Raw genomic sequence first — 22,709 nt, forward strand, 5'->3', positions numbered from 1 at the left:
CTCCGACCAGGGAATCGGTGAGGATTGAACGCTGGGTGCGGCGCGCCCGGTGTGTCTCATGGCACAGCCGTACCTGCGCCCCAGGTGAAACGTTCCTCCCCAGCCAGAGAGCCTCTTCATGCGCTTCCTGAATGACCTCAAGCCCGCGTACGACCTGACGTACGACGACGTCTTCATGGTCCCCAGCCGTTCCGCCGTGGGCTCCCGGCAAGCCGTCGACCTCTCCTCCCACGACGGCACCGGCACCACCATCCCGCTGGTGGTCGCCAACATGACCGCGATCGCCGGACGCCGGATGGCCGAGACCGTCGCCCGCCGCGGCGGACTGGTCGCCATCCCGCAGGACGTCCCGATCGAGGTCGTCGCCGAGGTGATCGGCTGGGTCAAGCAGCGTCACCTCGTGCACGACACCGCGCTCGCCCTCGCCCCCGGCGACACCGTCGCCGACGCCCTGGTGCTGATGCCCAAGCGCGCCCACGGCGCGGTGGTCGTGGTCGAGGGCGGCCGGCCCGTCGGCGTCGTCACCGAGGGCGACTGCCAGGGGGTGGACCGGTTCACCAGTCTGTCCGAGGTGATGTCCCGCGACCTGCTGCTGCTCGACCGGGACATCGACCCGCGCGCCGCGTTCGACCGCCTCAACGAGGCGCACCGCAAGCTCGCCCCCGTGGTCGCCCCCGACGGCACCCTGGTCGGCATCCTCACCCGCAAGAACGCGCTGCGCGCCACCCTCTACACCCCCGCCGTCGACGCGTCCGGCCGCCTGCGGGTCGCCGCCACCGTCGGCATCAACGGCGACGTCGCCGGCCGCGCCAAGGCCCTGCTGGAGGCCGGCGCCGACGTGCTGGTGGTGGACACCGCGCACGGCCACCAGGAGGGAATGATCGCCGCGCTGCGCGCCGTGCGCGCCCTCGACCCGCGAGTCCCGATCGTGGCCGGCAACGTGGTCTCCGCGGCCGGCGTGCGCGACCTGGTCGAGGCCGGCGCGGACATCCTCAAGGTCGGCGTCGGCCCCGGCGCCATGTGCACCACCCGGATGATGACCGGCGTCGGCCGCCCGCAGTTCTCCGCCGTCCTGGAGTGCGCCGAGGAGGCCCGCCGGCTCGGCAAGCACGTCTGGGCCGACGGCGGCGTCCGGCACCCGCGCGACGTGGCGATGGCGCTGGCCGCCGGCGCGTCCAACGTGATGATCGGCTCCTGGTTCGCCGGCACCCTGGAATCCCCCGGCGACGTCCAGACCACCGCCGACGGCCGCCAGTACAAGGAGAGCTTCGGCATGGCCTCGGCCCGCGCCGTGAGCAACCGCACCTCCGAGGAGTCCGCCTACGACCGGGCCCGCAAGGGGCTGTTCGAGGAGGGCATCTCGCACTCCCGGATGTTCATCGACCCCGCCAGCCCCGGCGTCGAGGACCTCATCGACTCGATCGTGGCCGGCGTCCGCTCCTCCTGCACCTACGCCGGCGCGGCCGACCTCGAGGAGTTCCGGCAGAACGCGATCGTCGGCGTGCAGAGCGCGGCCGGCTACGCCGAGGGCAAGCCGCTGCACTCCAGCTGGGCCTGACGGTCTCGGGCTTTCGGGCTTTCGGGCTTTTCGGGCGGGCTCCCCTCGCGGGGGGCCCGCCCGGGTTTGTACGAGGGGGGCTTCAGTTGAGCGACAGCGGGGTGAGCAGGGCCCGGCCGACCATGCCGACCGACCCCGACAGCGCGTCCGCCACCAGGCGGTAAGCGGGCGGCAGGCGGTGCAGCTCCCACAGCGCCAGGACGGACGCCCAGGCGGCCTCGCGGGCCCGGTCGATGCTCCAGACGCCGACGATGTGCAGCAGCGGGTCACCGGCCGGGAGCGGCAGCAACGTGGCGCGGACCTGCGCCTCCACCTCGGCCAGCAGGGTGTTGATCCGCAGGTAGTCGGCGTGCAGCTGGTCCGGCCGGTGGCCGGTCAGCCGGCAGGTGTCGAGGACGGCGAGCGGCAGGTCGTTCTCGATGTGGGCGTTCATGCCGGCCAGCGCGAACTGCAGCGGGTGGACGTTCGCCGCGCCGCGCAGCTCGAACAACGGCCGCCAGCAGGCCGCCGGCCGCCGCCCCGCCCGGTCGTCGTCGACGGCGGCCAGGTAGCGGGCGGCGAACACGGCGTCGAGCTCCGCCATGGTGGCGGGGTCGTCGAAGTACGCGACGGCGAGATGGTCGCGGACCAGGCGGGTCACGGTCAGGTACATCGCGTTGAAGACGGCGACACCGTCCGCGGCGGGCAGTTCGGTCGAGAGCTCCGTCATCCGGTCGACCACCTGATCGACCGTCAGCACCGGTGTGGTCATGGGCATCCATCCTCCTTCGGTGACGAACCGACAAGCAGATGATGCGCCCACGATGGCAGGGGGCCGGGAGGCTGCCAAGACACGACGCGCGGCCGGGCGGAGACCACGACCACTTCGGCGGGTGCGGCGAACCGGCCTCGGCCGGGTGGTGGGCGTCCCGCTGCCGCAGTGGCCGACCCGGGCGGCTTTCGCGGCCGGGGAACTCCCGTGTGGGACACGGCCGTTGGGCGATAGGGTGCACGACCCGGGGAGGGTCGCGCAGGAGGGGTGGCGCCGGTCGGACAGGTTCCCTCCCGGTTGGAACGCTGGCTGTCCGATCATGCCGAGTGCAGGGGGCCTGCGACCTCCGGTCGGCCGCGGCGGCTGGATCGCTGACGCTCGGAGTCGTGCTGTGCGTGCAGCGGGCCGGTGACCAGCTACTCACCAGGCCTGTCTTCCTGGCCGCCGATCTCATGGACGACGTCCGGCACCAACTGCCCAGTGAGGTCTGGGAGATCTGATCGCACGTGGTCCGGGCGGCGAAATAGCCGGGTGCGGGGCGGTGTGGGGATGGTGCATGATGGGGGCTGCGGTGGAGCCGAGGGGCTGCTGCCGCTTCCTGTTCCCGGAGGTTTCACGTGGTGAAGCGATATTAGTGGCGGTCCCCACCGCCCTCCGGCCTGCCTGAAGTGACGGCGGCCGGGCCTCCGGATTTCTTGAACGACCTGTTGCGAATGCCTGTCCGGCTGTCTGCGTGTGCTCAACCGCAGGTGTCGGCGCGGGTGCGGTCGTCGTTTTTGGTGGTGCCGTGTATCGCGGGGCGGGTGCGTCCGACGTCTGTTGTTCCTGTACCCCGAGAGGATGGCCATGGCCGCCACCGCGTTCGACCGCAGCATTGTGTTGATGAGTGAACTGATCGAGAAGGAAGAGGAGTTGAGGGAGGGCCCGGCGCTCGGCCGGTTGCTGGAGGTGCTGGCTGGGCGGCAGCGGGCCGATCTCTCGGGGCTGGAGCCGCAGCGGCAGGCCGCGCTGCTGGGGGCGCGGGCGGCGGCGGTGCTGCCGGGGGAGCGACAGTTGGCCGAACTGCTCGGTCAGGGGCGGGTGTTGACGGTGAAGTACGGCATCGACCCGACCGGGGCGGAGGTGCATCTCGGGCATGCGGTGCCGATGATCCTGGCCAGCAGGTTGCAGCGGATGGGGCACCGCGTGGTGTTCCTGGTGGGGGACATCACGGCGCGGATCGGCGACCCGTCGGGCCGGAGTGCGGAGCGGCCGCCGCTGACGGCCGAGGACGTGAGCCGCAATGTCGCGACGTACCAGGCGCAGGTCGGTCCGTTCTTCGACTTCGAGCGGGCCGAATTCCGGTTCAACAGTGAGTGGTTGGCGCCGCTGACGCTGCCGGACTTCCTCACGGTGCTGTCCCGGCTGCCCGCCTCGGCGGCGTTGCAGCGGGAGGACTTCCGGACCAGGCTCGCCGAGGGCAGCGGGCTGACGCTGGCCGAGCTGGTGTACTCCGTGGTGATGGCGCTGGACTCGGTGGAGCTCGCCGCCGACATCGAACTCGGCGGCCTGGACCAGCTGTTGAACCTCCAGATGTGCCGCCGGGTGCAGACGTCCGCCGGACAGCAGCCGGAGGTGGTGCTGGCGACCGGGCTGATCGAGGGCACCGACGGCACCGGCGCCAAGATGAGCAAGTCGAAGAACAACTACGTCGGGCTGGCTTTCCCCGCCGAGGAGATGTTCGGCCGCCTGATGGCCTGCGCGGACCGGCTGCTGCCGGACTACCTCCGGCTGCTCACCGAACTCGTCGACGAGGAAGTCGAGTTGCTGCTCGCCCAGGCCGCCGACGGCCGCCGCCACCCGATGGCGGTGAAGACCCTGCTGGCCGCCGCCGTCACCGCGACCGTGCACGGCGCCCCGGCCGCACTCGCCGCCCGCGACGCCTTCCGCGCCCGTTTCTCGCAGCGCCGCTTCTCCGACGCCGGACCGCTGCCCTCCGTGGACGCGGCCCGGCACGGCGCGGCGACCCTCGGCGAGCTCCTGGTGAAGGTCAGCGGGGAACTCCCGAGCCTCAACCAGGTCCGCCGGGTCGCCGAGGCGGGCGGCCTCCGCCTGGTGGTGGAGACTTCCGACGGCGGCCAGCGCATCGTGCCGCTGTCCCGCGCGGACGCCGACGAACGCCTGCTGGTGGTGCTCGGCACCCACGACCTGACGCGGGCCAGCGCACAGCGCCGGGTGTTCCTGCGCTGCGGGCGGAAGGTGCTGGAGCTGAGCTGAGACGGCGTCACCAGGTCAACTGCCGCCCGCCGAGGCGGGCTGGCCGGGAGATCCGTACGATCGGCTCCCGGCAGCCCGCCTCCGCGCGGGGGCGGGACGACAGGGGAGCGTCAGTTGGAGCAGGCAACCGCCGCGAGTCCGTACCCGGGCCCGGACGAGATCGACCGGCGGCAGGCGGCCTACCTCGACGCCGTGCGTCGGGGCGACGCCGAGGCCGCTGCCGACCTGGAGGGTGTGCTGTGGCGGGCCGACTGGGCCAGCGGTACTGACCTGGACCCCCGGCTGGTGTGGCAGGCGCACGTCGGACCGGTCGAGACCGCGGCCTGGGGCGAGACCGGGGACGGGCCCGTGCTGGCGCTGGCCATCGCGCTGGACGAGTACCCGCCGGTCGACGCGAAGCTGCGCCGGCACCGGCTGGAGGTGCGGGACGTCCCGACGGGCCGGGTCCGGACCGTCGGTTGCGAGGTGCCGGTCACGTTGCTGGCGGTGGCGGCCGACGCGGTGGAACCGCTGCTGATCTCCGCCCACTGGGACGACACCGTACGGGTCTGGGGCCTCGACGATCTCGCCCTGCGGTGGTCGGCCGACATCGGCGGGAGCCCTTGGCGCATGACCGTCCTCGGCCGTGGTGTCGATGCCCGACTGCTGATGAAGACCTACTGGACCAGGGACGGCCTCCAGCAATGGGAGTTGGCGACCGGTGCGCCGCTTGACCGCGCGGGCCTGCCGGTCGGTTCCAACCTCAGCACCGCCACCCGCGCCGACGGGCGCCAGGTCGCCCTGGTCACCGACGACGGTGTCCTGTGCTGGGACCCGCAGGACGGCCGGACGTCCCGGCTTCCGGTGCCCGCCGGGATGCGCGATGTCCGGGGCGCGACCCTGTCACTGGCGGGCGGACGGGAACTGCTGACCGTCGCCGACGAGTCCCACGTCCTGGGCACCGTCGATGTGGCGACCGGGCAGCCCACGGCCGGCCTCCTCGACGCACACGTGGGCTACCAGGGGGAGAGCCTGACGAACACGCACAGCCGCATCGGGCCGCACCTCAACCCGACCGTCGTGGGATCCGCCGTCGCCGTGCCCACGATGTGGAACGTCCACCTCTGGGGCGTCGAGACGCTGCGGCCGCTCGGCCCGCCGATCACCGGCCCCGTCGCGCTGGCCGAGACCACCGCCGTTCGCCGGGACGGCCGCGACCTGCTGCTCACCTCCTCGAGGCGGGACGGTGTGGTCGCGCTCTGGGACCCGACCGTCCCGGTGCACCGCGAACCCGGTCACACCCAGCGGCTGGCGGCACTCGCCGTCACCGCACCGGACGGCACCGTGGTGAGCGCCGACGAGGGCGGAACCCTGCTGGCCCGCCGCGCCGCCGACGGCACCCCGCTGGCCCCGCCCCTGCGCACGGGCGTCCAGGTGACGAGGAGCCTGACTGCCTGGTCGGCGGACGGCCGTGCGTACGCCGCCACCGGGTACGGCATCCATATCTTCCCCAACCAGTGCCTGTACCGCTGGGATCTCGTCGCCGGCAGCCCGCTGGGCGAACCGGTCGACACGGGCACCGCCGTCGTCCACTGGATCGCCCACCTGCGCCTGCGCGGCAGCGACGCGGTGGCCACCGCCGGCCTGTACCCGCCCGCGGACTTCGACTCCCGCCCGGAGGAGGACACCGATGAGGACGAGGTCTGGGAGAACGAGATCAGGTTCTGGCACCCCGCCGACGGCACCCTGCTCGCCCGGATCGTCGCCACCGACGTCGAGTCGGGCATCACCGGTTTTGCTGTCGCGACGCTCGACGGACGCCCGACCGCAGTGTTGTCCTCCCGCACCGAGGAACCGATCCGGCTGTACAACCCAGCCGCCCCCACCACCCCGCCGGACAGCATCCCGGGCACGGACGGTCACCCCCTGCTGGCCGTCCTCGACGGCCGTTTCGTCGCCGTCCGGTCGGACCAGGGCCACGTGCTCGGCGCCCGCGTGCGCAACTGGCGGCGGAACCCGCACAGCGCGCCCGCCCCCGACGCCACCGTGATCCGCACCTGGCACCGGGACGGCCGCCCCGCCGGACCTGCCATCGAGGACGCCGCGCCCGTCACCGCATTCGCCGCCCGCACCTGGCCCGAGGCGTACATCGCCCGTACGGACGGCACCGTCAGCCTCACCGACCTCAGCACCGGCCGCCCACTGGCCCGCCCCCTGCGCCTGCCGATCCCCGCCACCACCCTCGCGACCACCCCCGACGGCGCCCTGGCCATCGGGTTCGGCCGCGACGTCGCCCTCGTCCGGCCCCCGCTCCGGCGGTTCTAGCGGCTCAGGCCGCGCCTGCTTCGTGGAGGCGGGTCAGCAGGGCGATCAGCTGCTGCTGCTCGTCCGGTGCGAGCGGGGCCAGCAGTTCGGCGTTGGCGGCCTCGGCGAGGGCTCCGCAGCGGGCGAGGGTGGCCGTGCCCCTCGGGGTGACGGTGACGGCGTTCTTGCGGCGGTCGGAGGGGTGGGGGCTGCGCAGGACGAGGCCCTGCTGCTCGAGGTGGTTGAGGATGCCGACCATGTCCTTGGGGTCGACGGCCAGCCGGCGTCCGAGGTCGGCCTGGGTGATGGGCCCGTACTCGGCCGTGGCGGCCAGGACCGCGTGCTGGATGAGCTTCAGCCCCTCCGCCGCGATCGCGTCGGCGACCAGGCCCCGGCCTCGGGCCGCGACACGGCCGACGAGCCACGAGGGCAGGGACTGGATGCGCTGGAGGTCGGAGGTCATGGGCTCAGCCTAGCCAAATCGTTGGACTTCCCTACGATGTCCCGATTATCGTTGGGATGTCCAATGAATTCCGATGGGGGAGGTCCTGTGCTGCGCATTCGCCATGAGGCCGGAGTGCTGCTCGCCGAGACGGTCGACCGGCCCGAGGCGGGCGCCGGGGAGGTGCTGATCCGGGTCGAGGCGGTCGGGGTGACACTGCCTGTCGTACGCAAGCTGCGGGAGGGCGGCGGGTCGGCCGCGCTCGCGGGTGAGGTCGCCGGGGAGATCGTCGCGGTGGGGGCGGGAGTCACGGCGTTCCGCGCGGGAGATCGCGTCACCGGGCTGTGCTTCGCCGACGCCTATGCCGAGTTCGCCGTGCTGAACGCCGCCATGGCGTCCCCGATCCCGGTCGGTGCGACAGGAGTTGAGGCCGTCGCCCTGGTGCGCAGCGGGCTGGTCGCGCGCGGCGCCTACGAGGCCGCGCGTCCGCAGCCCGGCGAGTCGGTGCTGGTCACGGCGGCGGCGAGCGGCGTGGGCACGCTGGCCCTCCAGTACGCGAAGGCCGGCGGGGCGGCGCGCGTCGTCGCCGCCGTCAGCAGCGCCGAAAAGGCCGACTTCGTACGGGAGTTGGGCGCCGACGAGGTCATTCTGTACGAGGACGCCGACTGGGGCGCGCCGTGCGACGTGATCCTCGACGGCGTCGGCGGCGAACTCCTCGGCCGCGCCGTCCGGGCCCTCGCGACGGGCGGCCGACTGGTCGCGTTCAGCTCCGGCGGCGGCACGGTCGAGGCGTACGAACTCCTGGCCCGCGGCGCAACGATGATCGGCTTCCAGATCCGCGCCATCGCCACCGGCAAGCCCGACCTCTACGACCGCTGGCGCCGCGACCTCTGGCACCTCCGCGAAGCGGGCACCCTGCGCGCCGCCGTCCACGAACAGATCCCCCTCACCGAGGCCGCCCGGGCCCACGCCCTGATCGAACAGCGGCGCAACCTCGGCAAGGTGGTGCTCGTCCCGTAGGAGCTGCCCGCCGGGCCGACGTGATGTGGCACGGAGGTTGCCGCCGGTCCGGGCAGGGCGATCCGGTCGGTCAGGCCCGGTCGGTCGGGCCCTGCTGGGCGTCCGGCTGGTCGAGGCGGGCGAGGGCGGCGCGGCAGGCGCGCTGTAGGTTCTCGTCCTCCTCGATCGTGGTGAACAGGCCTTCGCCCCGTCCGGGCAGCGCCAGTTGGGCCTGAAGTGCGGAGGCGGCCGGGCGGGCGGCGGGGCCCATTCGTTCCAGGCAGGGCACGACAACGCGGCCGGTGTAGGCGTTGTTCTTCCAGGCCGGGAGCAGGACGTTCAGCACCGCCTGGGCCTCGCTCTCGCCGCCGATGTCCCAGAGCGCGGCCGCGCAGTGCACGCCATTCCAGTCCGTGCCTGTGGCTCGCTCCCGCAGGCGCGGCAGTGCGGCGGCGGCCGCGGGGCCGATCGCGCCGAGGAGGTCCGCGACGTCGTCGATGTCGATGGCCCGGAACGGCCCGCCGTCGTCGTCCAGCCCGGGCAGCAGCAGGGGCAGCACCTCGTCCGGGTCGGCGCCGACCGCCCAGAGCGTGGTGATCGCGGCGAGCGCCGTCTCGGCGTTCCCCGGAGCGGCGGGCCCGGCCAGGGCGCGGATCGCGGGCAGAGTGGGTGCCGCCGCCGGCCCGAACTGCCGCAGCGCCCGGAGCGCGTAGCGGACGGTCGGCCACTGTTCGTCCCGTGCCGCCTGGTCGAGCACCTCCTCGACCGCGCTCAGCCCCGCCGGGTCCGCCAGGCTTCCCAGCGCGGCCAGGACCCCCGCCACCTCCTGTTCGGTCTGCTCCTGCTGCAGGTCGAACCCGCGCAGCCGGTCGACCAGTCGGGGCGCCAACTCCCCTGCCGCGCCCGGCAGGTGCCCCGCGGCAGGGATCGCCCGCCAGGCATCCACCCCGTCGTCCAGGGCCACCAGCAGGCTCGGCAGGGCCCGCTCGTCGCCGAGACGGGCCAGTGCGAGGGCGGCTTCCTGGTGGGCCCGGCGCAGCTCGCGCCGGGAATGGGCCCACCTGCGGGGCCCGCACTGCTCGCACGGCCCGCCGCACCGCTCGGCAACGAAGGCGGCCAGGGCAGGGCGGGCGGATTCGGCGAGCGGGCCGCACGCGGCGAGGGCGGCGGCGGCCTCCGCGACGACCTGCGGTCGCGGGTCGGCGAGGTGGTCACCGATCAGCGCGATGAGCGGGCCGTGGTCGCCGCGCCAGGACCGGATCAGCTCCTTCGCCATCCGCAGGGCGTCCATCCGGGCGCCCGCGTCCTCGCTGCGCAGTTGCTGGGCCAGCAGCTCGGTGCGTTCGGCCACCCGCCCGTTCAGCACCTCGTGGAAGCTGCTCAGCAGTCCGGTGACCGGCGAGTGGACCTTGCCGTCCCGGTCGAGTTCCTCGAACGCGGCGATGACGTGGGCCGGCGCGCTGCCGGGCTCGATCGCGGGCTGCGGGGCGGCAGGCGTCGGGGCGTGCCACCAGTCGTCGGCCGGGGCGGGCTGCTCGCGCAGCAGGCCGATCGCCGCCCGGACCGCTTCGTCGGCGTCGAACCCGGGCACGCAACGGGCACGTTCGACCAGCGCGCCCAGCCGGACGGTCGGGTCGAGCGCCGTGTCGTCCAGGAGCTCGCCGAACCAGGCCGTCGCGAACTCCGAGACCTCCGGCCGCCGCAGGGCCAGCACGGCCGTCGTCCTGAGGACCAGCAGCCGCTCCACCGCGCCCGGCTCGGCCGCGAGCCGCTCGCGCAGTACCGCGAAGGCGCGCTCCGCGTCGTCGACGAACAGCCCGAGTGCCGGGATCGCCGCCTGCCGCACCAGCCGGTCCGGCTCCGCGGTGAACCCGATGAACGCCTCGGCCCGCTCCCGCACCAGCGCCGCTGCCTCGGGGTGCCCGACGTAGTCCCAGTAGGCGTCGTCGGCCTCGGCATCCTGGCCTTCGGTGCCCGCGTCCGCACTGTCCTGGGCGAACCGGCGCTCGAACTCGAGGCGCTCGAGCGCGGATCCGCCGATGCTGACCAGCAGCTCGATCACCGCCGCCCGGTCCGGCGCGGCAGCATCCTGCGCCAGCTCGAACAGGAACGGCAGGCTCGCCGCCGTGCATCGGTACACGTCGCCCTGGTGGTGCACGGCGCTGTAGAACCTGCTGCGCGCGTCCCCGCGCGTCTCCTCCTCGGCGGACGCGAGCCCGCGCAGCAGCGCCGGTACCTCCTCCGCAGTGCCGTAGGCGTGGCCCATCTTCGACCAGTCGATCTCGTCAAGTCCCTCGAACATGGCTGGCACTCTGCCCACCGCCACTGACAAGCTCCCGGGAGAGGCAATCGCAGGTGGCTGCTGGCGCCCTCTTCGAAGCGCCCGGGACACGCCCTGATCGTCGAGCTGATGGATCGTCAAGACGCGTGCAGCACAATCGGGTTGGTGAGTGCCGCCATCGGACCCCACGGCAGTTCGGGGCCCATGGAGTTGCCCTTGCCCGGGGTGCCGTCCGGCTTGGGGTGGCGGACTTCGGCGCGGACGTAGGTGGCGAGGGAGGCGGTGGTGCGCCACGTCACGGTGGCGGTGCCGGTGGTGGGGAGGGGCTCCTGGTGGAGTTGGCCCTCGTCGGTGATGAGGCGGACGGTGCCGTTCGGGACGCCGGTGACGGTGAGGCGGACGTCGACGGGGGCGTCGGCGGGGACGGTGAGCCGTTCGCCGATGGTGGCTCGGCGGCCGTGGCCGGTGGCGGTGAACTCGAGCTGGACGGCGGCGGATTCGGCCAGCCAGGTGTGGCCGGCGCGGAGGGCGGTGAGGATGGCGGTGCGGTTGAGGTCGTCGGCGAGGACCACGTTGTGGGGGGTGCCGATGGGCTGGGGGGCGCTGTGGGCGTCGCTGTTGCCGAGGGCGGGGAGCCAATTGCGGCCCTCGCGGAGGGCGGTGGCGAGGTTGGCGTCCCAGGTGTCGACGGCGGATTCGTCGTCGTACGTCCAGGGGCCGTTCCACACCTCGACGGCGTCGGTGTCCTGGTAGCCGAACTTCCACTGGCAGGCGACGTAAGGGCAGTAAGGGTGGGCGGCGACGACGAGGCCGCCGGAGCGGTGGACCTGGCGGGCGAAGCGGGGGAATTGGTCGTCGCGGGCCCGGTAGCGCCAGTCGACGAACTGGCCGGGGGCCAGGCCGAGGGCCAGCCAGTGGCCGTTGCGGGTGGTGATCTCCTCGCCGGGGACGATCAGTAGGTCGGGGCCGGCCAGTGGGCCCCAACTTCCGTGCGAGGACGAGGTGTTGTGGTCGGTGGAGACGATGAAGTCGAGGCCGGCGGCGCGTGCCCCGGCGGCGACCTCGGCGGGCAGCCGGCGGCCGTCGGAGTGCACCGTGTGCAGGTGGCAGTCGCCCCGGTACCAGGCGCGGCCGCGGCCGCGAGCCCGCTCCGGCGGGTAGGCGGGGACGAAGGCCGGGCCGGGCGGGCCGAACCGGAGGGTGACCTGAACGGTGTAGGCGAGTCCGGCGGGGGCGACCTGGTAGGGGCCGAGGACGACGTGCCAGGTGCCGGGGTTGATCGGTCCGGGCAGGTAGCCGGGGGTGGCGGTCTCGCGGGACAGGCTGAACTCGGTGCGGAAGCCGCCCGACCACCCGCGGAAGCCTTCGCCGCCGAGGGCGGTGCCGCGTTCGTCGAAGATACCGATGTCGCACGAGTTGCCGGGTGTGCCGGGCGGGACGGCCGGCCGGTCGTAGCTGTAGGAGACTGCGATCTCCCGTACACCGCGCGGTACTTCGAACGGGAGGTAGACGAAGTCCGGTACGCCGGTGGGTAGTTGGCCGGTCAGGGTGAGCACCTGGTCCGAGGCGGCGGCGTGCGCCTGGCCGGTGGTGCCCGTCAGGGCGACGGCGGCGCCGGTGGCCAGGCCGGTGCGCAGCACGGTGCGGCGATCGGCCAACTGGCGCTGGGCGGACGGGAGATGGGGATCGACGGGCATGGCGTCCTCCGGAACGGTCGGCGTCGCCCGGCTGTCTACCCACCGGGGTGAACCGCCGGTGAGGCGTGGCCCACCGGCAGGTGAGTACTCGGCGTGGTGATGGCGAACCGGTCATGGCTGGACGCGGACGTAGCACCATCCGGGAAGCGGCGCTGAAGGATCGCCGCGCGCGCCGCTCGTCCGGGTGAATCCGGGGCGGGGGGCCGTCGCGGGGTGCGTGGTGCGACAAGTCTGAGAGTCCCGGCGAGGGGCGCACGAACCGTTCGTCCGCGCGTTCGGGAATCCCCTTCTGGAGGGGGTAACTCCCCTGGTGCAAAGGCATTCTGACTGGCCGTCAGACAGATTCGAGCCACCGGCTATGCTGCTTCGCGCCCGGGCCCCGCCGCACCGCCCGGACCCGCGTCTCCATCCCTTTGACCGTATGAGGACACCGATGCTTCGACCCGGATCGTCGCCAGGAAACCGGCTGCCCGCAGCCGTACTCGTCGGCCTGCTGCCCGCGGTCGTGACCGGCGTGACGGTGGCCCTCGCGGCGACCGCCGGGCCGGGGCAGGCGATCTCGGGGATTCTGCTGTGCGGTCTGGTGGGCGCCGCGGCCGTGGCGGCGGCAGGGCTCGAAGCGGTGCGCCGGGGCCGGGCGTTGGAGGAGGCGCGCGCGGCCGGCGCGCGGCAGGAGGAGGACGTGCTCCGGCGGCTCGCCCGCCAGCAGGCCGGCATGATCGACCTGGCCAAGCGGGAACTGCCCGAGGCGATCAACCGGCTCCAGCGCGGCGAGTTCATCACCGACGTGCTCCGCTCCTACGAGCAGCGCCACCTGGCCGACGTCGGCGAGGACTTCCACGAGGCCCGGCACACCGTGGTGCGCTCCGTCCTCGACGCCGTCGACAACGAGGAGGCGATGCGCGAGTCCACCCAGCGCGCGTTCGTGAACATCGCCCGCCGCGTGCAGGCGATCGTCCACCGGCAGGCCGTCGACCTGCGCGAGATGGAGATGCGGCACGGCGACATGCCCGCCGTCTTCAACGACCTGCTGCTGCTCGACCACGGCAACGCGCTGATCGGCCGCCTCGCCGACTCGATCGCCGTGCTCGGGGGTGCCCGACCCGGCCGCCAGTGGAGCCGGCCCGTCCCGCTGTACAGCGTGCTGCGCGGCGCCATGTCCCGGATCCTCGACTTCCGCCGGATCTCACTGCACCCGGTCTCCGAGGTCGCGATCGTCGGCCCCGCCGTCGAACCGCTGATCCACGCGCTGGCCGAACTGCTCGACAACGCCACCCGCTACTCGCCGCCGCAGACCGACGTCCACCTCACCGCCGTCGAGGTGCAGACCGGCATCGCGATCGAGATCGAGGACGGCGGCCTCAGCCTTGGCGAGGAGGGCCGGGCCAGGGCCGAACGGATGCTGGAGGAGGCGCAGTCCGGCATCGACCTCAACGACCTCGGCGAGACCCCGCGGCTCGGCCTCGCCGTGGTCGGCCGGCTGTCCCGCATGTACGGCTTCCAGGTCTCGCTGCGCCCGTCCGCGTACGGCGGCGTGCGGGCCGTGCTGATCGTTCCGCAGCGGTACATCACCACCGCGCCCGCTCCCGCCCGGGCCCACGGCATCGGCCGGATGGCCAGCGGCCACCCGGCGGCGAACCGCAGGACGGACATGCACCCGGGCAACCCGGTGTGGACGCCGCCCGCCGGCGAGCCCGCCACCGAGCCGGCCCCGGCCCCCGTCCCCGCCCCGGCCGTCCCGACCCACACGCCGTCCGGCGGATTCGTCGCCGCCTCGGCCTTCCCGGCCGCCGGAGGCTCCGCCGCAGCCCGGCCGCGGGTGCCCGCGCCGTCCCCGTCCCCGTCCCTGTCCCTGTCCCCGTTCCCGTCCCCGGCCCCGTTCCCGGGCGAGGACGACTACCCGGTGGTGACCGAGCGGACCGCCAACGGCCTGCCGCAGCGCCGCCGCCACGCCCCGCCGCTGCGCGGCACGGTCGGGCTCGGCGCCCCCAGGCCGCGGCGGGCCACCGCACCCGCTCCCGCCCAGGCATCCGCCTCCGCGCAGGCATCAGCACCCGTACCCGCACCCGTCGCCGAGCCGGTTCAGCCCGGCCTGTGGCTGGCCGCGTTCACCGAGGGCGTCAACGGCACCGCGCCCGGCGCCCCGGCGGACGGCCACCACGCCAGTGAAGAGTCAGCAGGGAAAGGCGAGAAGTGATTCAGCAACGGACCAACATGGACTGGATGCTCAGGGACCTCGCGGAGAGCGTCCCGCACGCCCGGCACGCCATCGTCCTGTCGGCCGACGGCCTGCGGCTGGCTCAGCACGGCACCGACCCGGACACCGCCGACCGGCTGGCCGCGGCCTGCGCCGGACTGCAGAGCCTGGCGCACGCGGTGGGCAGCGAATTCCCGCACGGCGACGGCCGGATGCGGCTGGTGGTGATCGAGGTCGGCGGCGGTTTCTTCTACCTGATGGCGGCCGGCTCCCGGGCGTTCCTCGCGGTGCTCGCCGACGAGGGCGTGGACGCGGGACTGGTCGGCCAGCGGATGCGCGACCTGGTCGCGCGGATCGGCGAGCACCTCACCACACCGGCCCGCACCGGCGAACAGCTCGCGTGAGTCGGCGTCCCCGATGAGCAACCAGGACTGGGAACAGGTCGGCCCCGAGCGGTACTTCGTGATCGGCCGGGGGCGCGACGGGCAGCCCGCCGCGACGGACTTCGACCTGGTCACGCTGATCCTCGCCCGTTCCCGGCCCGAGCCCGCCATGCCGCCCGAGCACGCGGCGATCCTGCGGATCTGCGGCTCGCCGCTTTCGGTGGCCGAGATCTCCGCGTACCTGCGACTGCCGAACAGCCTGGTCATCGACCTGCTGACCGAGCTGTTCGGCGCACGCCGGATCGAGGCGCGCGCCCCGATCCCGCCGGCCGACCTTCCCGACCTTTCCCTGTTGGAGGCAGTGATCCATGGACTTCAGCGGCTCTGAGCCGGTGCGCGGGCCGCGCGAGGCCGACCTGCTCCCGGCCACGGTGGCCGCCGCCGTCAAGGTCGTCGTGGTCGGCGGCTTCGGGGTCGGCAAGACCACCCTGGTCGGCTCGGTCAGCGAGATCCGACCGCTGACCACCGAGGAGACCATGACCGAGGCCGGCGTCGGCATCGACGACCTGGCCGGGGTGGAACGCAAGCGCGCCACCACCGTGGCGATGGACTTCGGCCGGATCACCATCAGCGAGGAGCTGGTGCTGTACGTCTTCGGCACCCCCGGCCAGGAACGCTTCTGGTTCCTCTGGAACGGTCTGTTCGAAGGCGCGCTCGGTGCGGTCGTGCTGGTCGACACCCGCCGCCTGGAGGCCGGCTTCGACGTGCTGGGCCGACTGGAGGACCGCGGCGTGCCGTTCGTCGTCGCCGTCAACTCCTTCCCCGAGTCCCCGGCCTACCCGCTCGACGAACTGCGCGCCGCGCTCGACCTGCCGTCGCACGTGCCGATCGTCGAGTGCGACGCCCGCGCCCGGGAGTCGGGACGCGACGTGCTGATGGCGCTGATGCGCTACCTGTACGACCTCGCGGCCCAGCCCGTCGGTTGAAGCCCGGCCCGTCGGTTGAAGCCCCATACGTCGGCTGAATCCCCACACGTCCGTTGACGCCCTGCACCGTACCGATCGGAGACCTCCCGTGATCCCCGAAGAGCGCACGTACAACGGCGCCGTCCCCCCGCCCGGCTGCCCGGCCCACGGTGCCACCCCGCTCCAACGGAGCGACCTGCGGCGGCTGTTCGGGCCGGAGGCCGAGGCCGACCCGGCCGGCCTGTACGAGAAGCTGCGCGCCGAGCACGGCGACGTCGCGCCCGTCCTGCTGCACGGCGACCTGCCGGCCTGGCTGGTGCTCGGCTACTCCGCCAACCTCACCGCGATGCGCACCCCCTCCCGGTTCTCCCGCGACTCCCGCCGCTGGACCGAGTTCCAGGAGGGCCGGGTCGCCCCCGACTCGCCGGTGCTGCCGGTGATCGCCTGGCAGCCGACCTGCTCGTTCGTCGACGGCGAGGAGCACCGGCGGCTGCGCACCGCCGTCACCGACGGCCTGAACGGCTTCGACCGGCGCGGCATGCGGCGTTACGTCACCCGCTTCGCCGACCAGCTGATCGCCGAGTTCGGCGGCACCGGCCGGGCCGACCTGGTCTCCCAGTTCTCCGAGCACCTGCCGATGCTGGTGATGACCCAACTGGTCGGCATGCCCGAGGAGTACGGCCCGCGGCTGGTCGAGGCCGCCCGCGACCTGGTCCGGGGCACCGAGACCGCCGTCGCCTCCAACGAGTACGTGGTGGAGTCGCTGCGCCGCACCGTGGACCGCAAGCGTTCCGACCCCGGATCGGGCCTGGTCACCCGGCTGATGGAGCACGAGTCCGGCCTGAGCGAGGACGAGGTGCTCCAGCACCTGCGGTCGGTGCTGCTGGCGGCCAACGAGACCACCATCAACCTGATCTCCGAGACGCTGAAGATGGTGCTCACCGACGGCCGTTTCCGTGCCCACCTGTCCGGCGGGCAGATGACCCTGCCGGACGCGCTCGACCAAGTCCTGTGGGACGCACCGCCGTTCATGCTGGTCCCGGGTCGCTGGGCGACCGGCGACACCGAGCTCGGGGGCCGTCGCATCAAGGCCGGCGACATGCTGCTGATCGGCCTCGCCGCCGGAAACGCCGACCCGGCGGTGCGGCCCGACCTGAACAAGCCGCTGTTCGGCAACCGTTCGCACCTGGCGTTCGGCAGCGGCCCGCACGAGTGCCCCGGCCAGGAGATCGGCCGGGCGATCGCCGAGACCGGTATCGACATTCTGCTCACCCGGCTGCCGGACCTCCAACTGGCGGTCGAGGAGGACGAGTTGGTCTGGCGCGGGAACTGGATGTCGCGGCACCTGACCGGGCTGCCGGTCAGCTTCACCCCGCGCAACGCGCTGCAGCCGCAGGACCCGACCACCACGGCCAGCGCCCCGGTGATCTCCACCCCCGTGCCCGCGCCGCCCATCCCGCCCGCCGGGTACGCTCCGCCGGTCGAGCCCGTGCGCGCGGTGCCGGAGCAGCGTCGCGGCTGGTGGGCCGGCCTGTGGGCGAAGCTGGTGGGCTGACACGCGGCCGACCCCGGTGCCGGGGCGTTGACGTCGGCGCGGGGCCCGGGGCTTGTCCGGCCGATCTTGCCGGGTGCGTGCCGCCGGAACATCCCACCCCCAGTCCGCAACGACTGGGGGAGACGCGCTGATCCGACAAGATCGGCCGGAAAGAACCTAGTCGTGCGGCATTCGGTGGGCATCGGTCGAATGACCAGTCGTCGTGACCTGCTCCGCCCGCCGGCCGGCCTCGGGTGGGAGGGCAGCTCCGCAGGTCAGGGCGGGTTTAGGCGGCCTGGCGGGTGGCCGGTGAGTCGCCGGTCCGCGTGGGCGGACGGTTGGCCGCCGCCGTTCCGGGCGGATAGGAATGCTGTCAGGGCGAGGGAGCGCGACGCAGCCCGGACGGAATCCGACCGGTGCGCTCCTCGGCCGCCCCTTCCAGGCTCGGACCGTTGCCAGGTGTGAACCTTCGGAGCACCGGTCCCGCACCGATCGGACGTATTCGAACCTTCGCGTGGCGGGAGAGCCGGTCGGGGCCTGTACCGACCTCTGGAACGACACGATGGGACCCTTCCATGCACCACTCGGGCACCAACGCACTCCTGTCCGCCCCCAGCGCTCTCTCGGCATTCGTCCCGGCGCCGCGGCCTGCCCCGGAGGCGGGCTCCGGCGGCGGCATCCTCGACCTGCTGCCCGCATCGGCGGGCGCCGCCGCCGAGCAGTGCGTCTACGTCACGCTGCACCTGGCCGGGCGGGCGGTCCTGCGCCGCCCGCACGCCGAACTGCCCGTCGTACCGGGCGATCTGGTGATCAGTGGCGGTCGGTACCCGGCGAACCTGCTGCGGGGGGCCGACTGCGCGAGCCGGATGTACCGGGTGCCGTGCAGGGTGCTGGGGATCTCCGCGGCCGAGGTGCGGGCCGCCGGCACCCTGCTCGCCCCGGGCTCCACCGGGATCGGGGCGATGGCCTCGCAGTTCCTCGCCGCGCTGGGCGAACACTCCGACCGCCTCGCCCCGCTGGCCCGGATCCGGCTGGCCCGCAGCTCCGCCGACCTGCTCGCACTCCTGATCACGGACCTGCTGGACCAGGACGACCCGGGCCGGGCGGGCGGCTCCGCCGAACTGCTCGCCCGGATCCGGGCCCACATCGAGCAGAACCTGGGCGACCCCGAGCTGTCGCCGGAGTCCGTCGCGGGCGCCCTCTGCATCTCGGTCCGCTACCTCCACCGGCTGTTCCAGCAGGACGGCACGACGGTCGGCCAGTGGATCCGCCACCGCCGCCTGGAAGCCTGCCGCCGCGACCTGGACCGGCCGGCGAACCGCCGGGTGCCGGTGGCGGTCGTCGCGGGTCGCTGGGGATTCATCAGCGCCTCGCACTTCAGCAGGGTGTTCCGCGAGGTCTACGGCCTGACCCCCAGCCAGTGGCAGGGCCGCGCCGACACCCGCCCCGCCTGATCCTCTCCGCGCGCGGAACCGACCTCTCCGCGCGCGGAACCGACCTCTCCGCGCGCGGAACTGACCTCTCCACGCACTCTCCGTGCACGGAACTGGCCTCACAGCGCACTGCGGGGCGTCCGGCGCCGTCCGCGCACAGCTGCCGGCGGGTGGCCGGGGCGCCGCGTGGCAGGATGGCCGGGACCAGACGGATCCGAAGAACGACGAGGCCAGCGACGTGACGACCGCCCCTGCCGGCGCCGACCTGAGGGGCCCGCGCAGGCCGTCCGGGGTCTCGGCGGCCGTTCGACCCCAGCTGCCGGCGGAGCAGCCACTGCTCGGCCGCGAAGGTGAGCGGGCCAGGATCGGCGAGTTGGTCGAGACGGCGGTCGGCGCGGGCCGGGGGCCGTCCGTGCTGGTGCTGACCGGTGAACCCGGCGCCGGGAAGACGTCGCTGCTCGACCAGGCCGCCGAGCAGGCGGCCGCGCGGGGTGCGCTGGTGCTGCGGGCCCGCGGCAGCGAGAGCGAGCACGGGATCGGCCTGGCCGCGCTGCACCAGCTGCTGCGGCCGCTGCTGGCCGGTGCCGGGCGGCTTCCGGAGATCCAGCGCCGGGCCGTGCGCGGCGCGTTCGGCATCGGGGCCCGGGCCGGGGAGCCCGTCGATCCGCTGCACCTGCGGGTCGGTGTCGCGACGCTGGTCGGTGACGCCGCCGTCCGGCAGCCGCTGCTGCTGGTGGTCGACGACCTCCAGTGGCTGGACCTCGGTTCGCTGGACCTGCTGGCCTTCGTCGCCCGCCGGCTGGACGGCGAGGCCGCCGCGCTGCTGGCCGCCGCCCGCGAGGACACCGTTCCGCTGCGGTTCGACCGGGACTTCCCGCAGCTGGCCGCCGGGCCGCTGGACCGGGCCTCGGCCGGGCTGCTGCTGGACGCCCAGCCCGTTCCGCCATCCGGCCGGGCCCGGTCCCGGATCCTTCAGGAGGCGGCCGGGAACCCGCTGGCCCTGGTGGAGCTCAGCCGTGCCCTCGCCCACGGCCGCGCCGAGTCCGGCGGCAGCCGGACGCTGCCGCTGACCAAGCGGCTGGAGAACCTGTTCGCCGCGGACCTCCCGGACCTGCCGCCGGACACCCGCCGGGCCCTGCTGCTCACCGCGGCCACCGACACCGGCGAGCTGTCCGACGTGGTCGGCGCGGCCGGCGGCCTGGACTGCCTGGCGGCGCTGGAGCCCGCCGAACGCGCCGGGCTGGTCCGCGTCCAGGACGGTCTGCTGCGGCTGCGGCACCCGCTGGTCCGGTCCGCGATTTACGGGGCGGCGTCCTTCACCGAACGCCGATCCGCCCACCTGGCGCTGGCGGGCGCGCTCGGCCACGAACCCGACCGGCAGGCCTGGCACCTGGCCGCCGCCGCGACCGGCCCGGACGCCGAGGTCGCCGACGCGCTCGCCGCCAGCGCCGAACGCGCCCGCAGCCGGGGCGGGCACGCCGCCGCGGCGGCGGCCCTGGAACGCGCCGCCGACCTGACACCGGACCCGGAGCTGCGCTGCCGGCGGCTGCTGGCGGCCGCCCAGTCCGCGATGTTCGGCGGGCATCCGCAGTGGGTGGGCGAGTTGACCGCCCGGGTGCCCGCGACCACCGACCGGCCGGAGCTCCGCGCCCAGGCGGGCGTGCACTCCGGCTGGGCGCTCGGTGTGACGCTCCGTCATGATGCGGCCCTGGAGGCCCTGTTGGCGGTCGCCGAGCAGCACTCGGCGGCTTCGCCCGGGCTCGCGTTCAACGCGCTCAGCGTGGCCGCGACCTCCGCGTACGCCTCCGGAGACCCCTTCTACCGGTCCGAACTGCGGCGGCTGGCCGAGCCGTTGACGGACGTGCCGGACGCGGTCGGCCGCGCCTGGCTCGCCGCCGCGACCGCCGACCGGGCCCGCGCGCTGGAGCTGTTCGTGGCGGCCCGCGCAACGATGCGGGAGGACGACCTGGGTCACCTCGTCGTCCTCGGCGGCACCGCCTGGTGCCTGGACGAGACGGAGCCCGCCATGGAGCTGCTCGGCCGCGCCCTGGACCAGCTCCGCCGGGCGGGTACGGCCGGCACGAACGCCACCGTCTCGCAGGCACTCGCGCTCGCCCAGTACGAGTCGGGGGCCTGGACGGCCGCGCGCAACAGCACCGAGGACACCCTGTGGATGGCCGCCGAGGCGGGCGCCGACCTGTCCGCCACCGGCACCCGGATCCTGCAGGCCACGCTGGACGCCCGGCAGGGCGACCCGGCGGCCCGGGAACGGGCCGAGGCGGCGGTGCGCGGCCTCGACCTGCGCCGCTCGCTGGCCCTCCAGGTGCGCCATCGGGTGGCGCTGTCGATCGCCGCCACCGCCGCCGGTGACCACACCGAGGCGTACCGGCAGATCCGGGCCGTGTTCACCAGGGACATCCGGCCCCGGCCGGTGCACTACCACGCCTCGCTGTACTACCTGGGCGATCTGGCGGCGGCCGCCGTGCACGCCGACGAGGTCGCGGACGCCCGGGCGGTGCTGGAGTCCGTCCAGCCCGACCTCGGCGAGGACCGCTCGCCGCGACTGCACGCGATCGCCGAGCGGGCGGCGGCGCTGCTGGCCGAGGGCGAGGACGCGGAACGGCACTTCCGGGCGGCGCTGGCGGATCCGGCCGGGGACAACTGGCCGTTCGAGCGGGCGCTGGCCCAGCTGGACCACGCGGAGTGGCTGCGGCGCCGACGCCGGTCCGCGGAGGCCCGACCGCTGCTCGGCGCGGCGCTCGAGACCTTCCGGCGCCTGGACGCCGGGCCGTGGCGCGACCGGGCCGCCGCCGAACTGCGGGCGGCCGGCGCGGACGTGTCGACCGCCGACGCCGGCGCGTCGCAGGATCCGCTCACCCCGCAGGAACAGCGGATCGCCGAACTCGCCGCCCGGGGGCTGACCAACCGGGACATCGCCGCCCGGCTGTACCTGTCGCCGCGCACCGTCGGCTACCACCTGCGGAAGGTGTTCGCCAAGCTCGGCATCCGGGCGCGGGCCCAACTGCGGGACGCGCTGGGCGAGATCGACTGACCGTCATTCGTTCGGCCGCCCGGAGACCCTCCCCCACAGGGGGTCGCCGGGCGGCCGTTCCGATTCAGGGGCGGCTGCTACTTGCAGGCCCCGAGGTCCTCCCAGACGCCCCACTGGCCGGTGCTGCCGGGCTGTTCGCCCTGGGTCCACCACTTGGCGCGCCAGTTGTGGTTGCCGTAGGAGGCGCTGTCGCCGCCGTTGTAGACCCGGGCCGGGTCCCACGCCGCGGCCGTGCAACTGCCGTTGCCGCCACCGGGGTTGCCGCCGCCGGTGCCGCCGATGTTGACGTCGATGCAGGAGTAGAACGCGTTCGCGGTGTCGGAGACGTTCCACACCGCGAGGACCTTCTGCCGGCCGGTGTAGCTGCCGAAGTTCACCTGGTGGCTGACGTCCGCCGGGGGCTGGGCGTTGTTGCCGGAGAACTGGGCGATCAACTGGCTTCCGATGAAGTACTGCCAGTTCGCAGTGGCGTGACGGGCCGTCAGGTGCCAGCTGAAGGTCTGGGTGGAGGACACGTTGGCGACCTGCCAGCCCTTGGAGTCGTCGTCCAGCTCCGCGTACTCGGAGTGGCCGCCGGAACAGCTGAACAGGCCCTTCGGGCCCTCGACGCTCTGCGGTTCGTACTTGATCTGCCCGCAGACCACGACCTCGTTGGCGCACTGCGCCTGGCGGCTGGCCGGGTCGGTGACCCAGCCGTGGGCGCTGGCGGTGCCGGCCGACATGGTCAGCCCGAGCAGCGGGGCGACCAGCGCGCCGATCGCGGCGGTCACCTTTCTGTTTGCCTTCATCTCTCCGTGCCTTCCTGATGTGGGGTCAGGGCGCGCCTCCCGGCGACCGATCGAGGCGGGGCGGGGGAGCGGTCATAGGTCTAGACCGGA

Annotated in this window: 16 protein-coding genes; 11 read left to right on the forward strand and 5 right to left on the reverse strand. The window is 73.9% G+C overall.

What is annotated here, in order from left to right; translation table 11 throughout:
- Window positions 1-118 precede the first annotated feature (118 nt).
- Window positions 119-1,558, forward strand: a complete 1,440-nt coding sequence (locus ACIHEI_RS18810; RefSeq protein ID WP_392953690.1) for a GuaB1 family IMP dehydrogenase-related protein — start codon at window positions 119-121, stop codon at window positions 1,556-1,558.
- Window positions 1,559-1,640: 82 nt separating this feature from the next.
- Here the strand turns inward: ACIHEI_RS18810 and ACIHEI_RS18815 are convergent, their stop codons facing one another.
- Entirely contained in the window at window positions 1,641-2,315 is a 675-nt protein-coding gene (locus tag ACIHEI_RS18815) for a DUF5995 family protein (RefSeq protein WP_392953687.1), read from the reverse strand.
- An 876-nt stretch (window positions 2,316-3,191) separates the two neighbouring features.
- Between ACIHEI_RS18815 and tyrS the strand changes: the two genes are divergently transcribed.
- Window positions 3,192-4,565: a tyrosine--tRNA ligase gene (gene tyrS, locus ACIHEI_RS18820; RefSeq protein ID WP_396607389.1), complete on the forward strand. Its 1,374-nt coding sequence runs from the start codon at window positions 3,192-3,194 to the stop codon at window positions 4,563-4,565.
- Window positions 4,566-4,679: 114 nt separating this feature from the next.
- Window positions 4,680-6,869 carry a hypothetical protein gene (locus ACIHEI_RS18825; RefSeq protein WP_396607390.1) on the forward strand — a complete coding sequence of 730 codons (2,190 nt, stop codon included), beginning with the start codon at window positions 4,680-4,682 and terminating at the stop codon, window positions 6,867-6,869.
- 4 nt (window positions 6,870-6,873) lie between these two features.
- On the opposite strand, the gene ACIHEI_RS18830 is transcribed toward ACIHEI_RS18825, so the two are convergent.
- Window positions 6,874-7,311: a MarR family winged helix-turn-helix transcriptional regulator gene (locus ACIHEI_RS18830; protein ID WP_396607391.1), complete on the reverse strand. Its 438-nt coding sequence runs from the start codon at window positions 7,309-7,311 to the stop codon at window positions 6,874-6,876.
- Window positions 7,312-7,398: 87 nt separating this feature from the next.
- Here ACIHEI_RS18830 and ACIHEI_RS18835 point away from each other — a divergent pair, with 87 nt between their 5' ends.
- Complete coding sequence (locus tag ACIHEI_RS18835; RefSeq protein ID WP_396607392.1) at window positions 7,399-8,310, forward strand: zinc-binding alcohol dehydrogenase family protein; 912 nt, start codon at window positions 7,399-7,401, stop codon at window positions 8,308-8,310.
- A gap of 70 nt (window positions 8,311-8,380) precedes the next feature.
- On the opposite strand, the gene ACIHEI_RS18840 is transcribed toward ACIHEI_RS18835, so the two are convergent.
- Complete coding sequence (locus tag ACIHEI_RS18840; RefSeq protein WP_396607393.1) at window positions 8,381-10,591, reverse strand: HEAT repeat domain-containing protein; 2,211 nt, start codon at window positions 10,589-10,591, stop codon at window positions 8,381-8,383.
- A 116-nt stretch (window positions 10,592-10,707) separates the two neighbouring features.
- On the reverse strand, window positions 10,708-12,267 hold the full coding sequence (locus tag ACIHEI_RS18845; protein ID WP_396607394.1) for a CehA/McbA family metallohydrolase: 1,560 nt from the start codon (window positions 12,265-12,267) through the stop codon (window positions 10,708-10,710).
- Between the two features lie 433 nt (window positions 12,268-12,700).
- Here ACIHEI_RS18845 and ACIHEI_RS18850 point away from each other — a divergent pair, with 433 nt between their 5' ends.
- The 7 genes from ACIHEI_RS18850 (at window position 12,701) to ACIHEI_RS18880 (ending at window position 21,831) form a co-directional block, all read left to right on the forward strand.
- Window positions 12,701-14,464, forward strand: a complete 1,764-nt coding sequence (locus tag ACIHEI_RS18850) for an ATP-binding protein (protein WP_396607395.1) — start codon at window positions 12,701-12,703, stop codon at window positions 14,462-14,464.
- The gene (locus ACIHEI_RS18855) at window positions 14,461-14,868 is read left to right on the forward strand and encodes a roadblock/LC7 domain-containing protein (RefSeq protein ID WP_387642822.1); all 408 of its coding nucleotides are present in this window, start codon (window positions 14,461-14,463) and stop codon (window positions 14,866-14,868) included. Before ACIHEI_RS18850 ends, ACIHEI_RS18855 begins: the two co-directional genes overlap by 4 nt.
- 13 nt (window positions 14,869-14,881) lie before the next feature.
- Entirely contained in the window at window positions 14,882-15,235 is a 354-nt protein-coding gene (locus ACIHEI_RS18860; RefSeq protein ID WP_387642821.1) for a DUF742 domain-containing protein, read from the forward strand.
- Window positions 15,216-15,833: an ATP/GTP-binding protein gene (locus tag ACIHEI_RS18865; RefSeq protein WP_387642820.1), complete on the forward strand. Its 618-nt coding sequence runs from the start codon at window positions 15,216-15,218 to the stop codon at window positions 15,831-15,833. Before ACIHEI_RS18860 ends, ACIHEI_RS18865 begins: the two co-directional genes overlap by 20 nt.
- Before the next feature lie 88 nt (window positions 15,834-15,921).
- A complete protein-coding gene (locus ACIHEI_RS18870) occupies window positions 15,922-17,367 on the forward strand; it encodes a cytochrome P450 (RefSeq protein ID WP_396607396.1) in 1,446 nt (481 codons plus the stop codon).
- 554 nt (window positions 17,368-17,921) lie between these two features.
- The gene (locus tag ACIHEI_RS18875) at window positions 17,922-18,800 is read left to right on the forward strand and encodes a helix-turn-helix domain-containing protein (RefSeq protein ID WP_396607397.1); all 879 of its coding nucleotides are present in this window, start codon (window positions 17,922-17,924) and stop codon (window positions 18,798-18,800) included.
- A gap of 217 nt (window positions 18,801-19,017) precedes the next feature.
- The gene (locus ACIHEI_RS18880) at window positions 19,018-21,831 is read left to right on the forward strand and encodes an ATP-binding protein (RefSeq protein ID WP_396607398.1); all 2,814 of its coding nucleotides are present in this window, start codon (window positions 19,018-19,020) and stop codon (window positions 21,829-21,831) included.
- Window positions 21,832-21,908: 77 nt separating this feature from the next.
- On the opposite strand, the gene ACIHEI_RS18885 is transcribed toward ACIHEI_RS18880, so the two are convergent.
- Window positions 21,909-22,619 carry a lytic polysaccharide monooxygenase gene (locus tag ACIHEI_RS18885; protein ID WP_396607399.1) on the reverse strand — a complete coding sequence of 237 codons (711 nt, stop codon included), beginning with the start codon at window positions 22,617-22,619 and terminating at the stop codon, window positions 21,909-21,911.
- Window positions 22,620-22,709 lie beyond the last annotated feature (90 nt).

It is taken from the genome of Kitasatospora sp. NPDC051984 (genome assembly GCF_044593455.1).
Taxonomy (GTDB): Bacteria; Actinomycetota; Actinomycetes; order Streptomycetales; family Streptomycetaceae; genus Kitasatospora.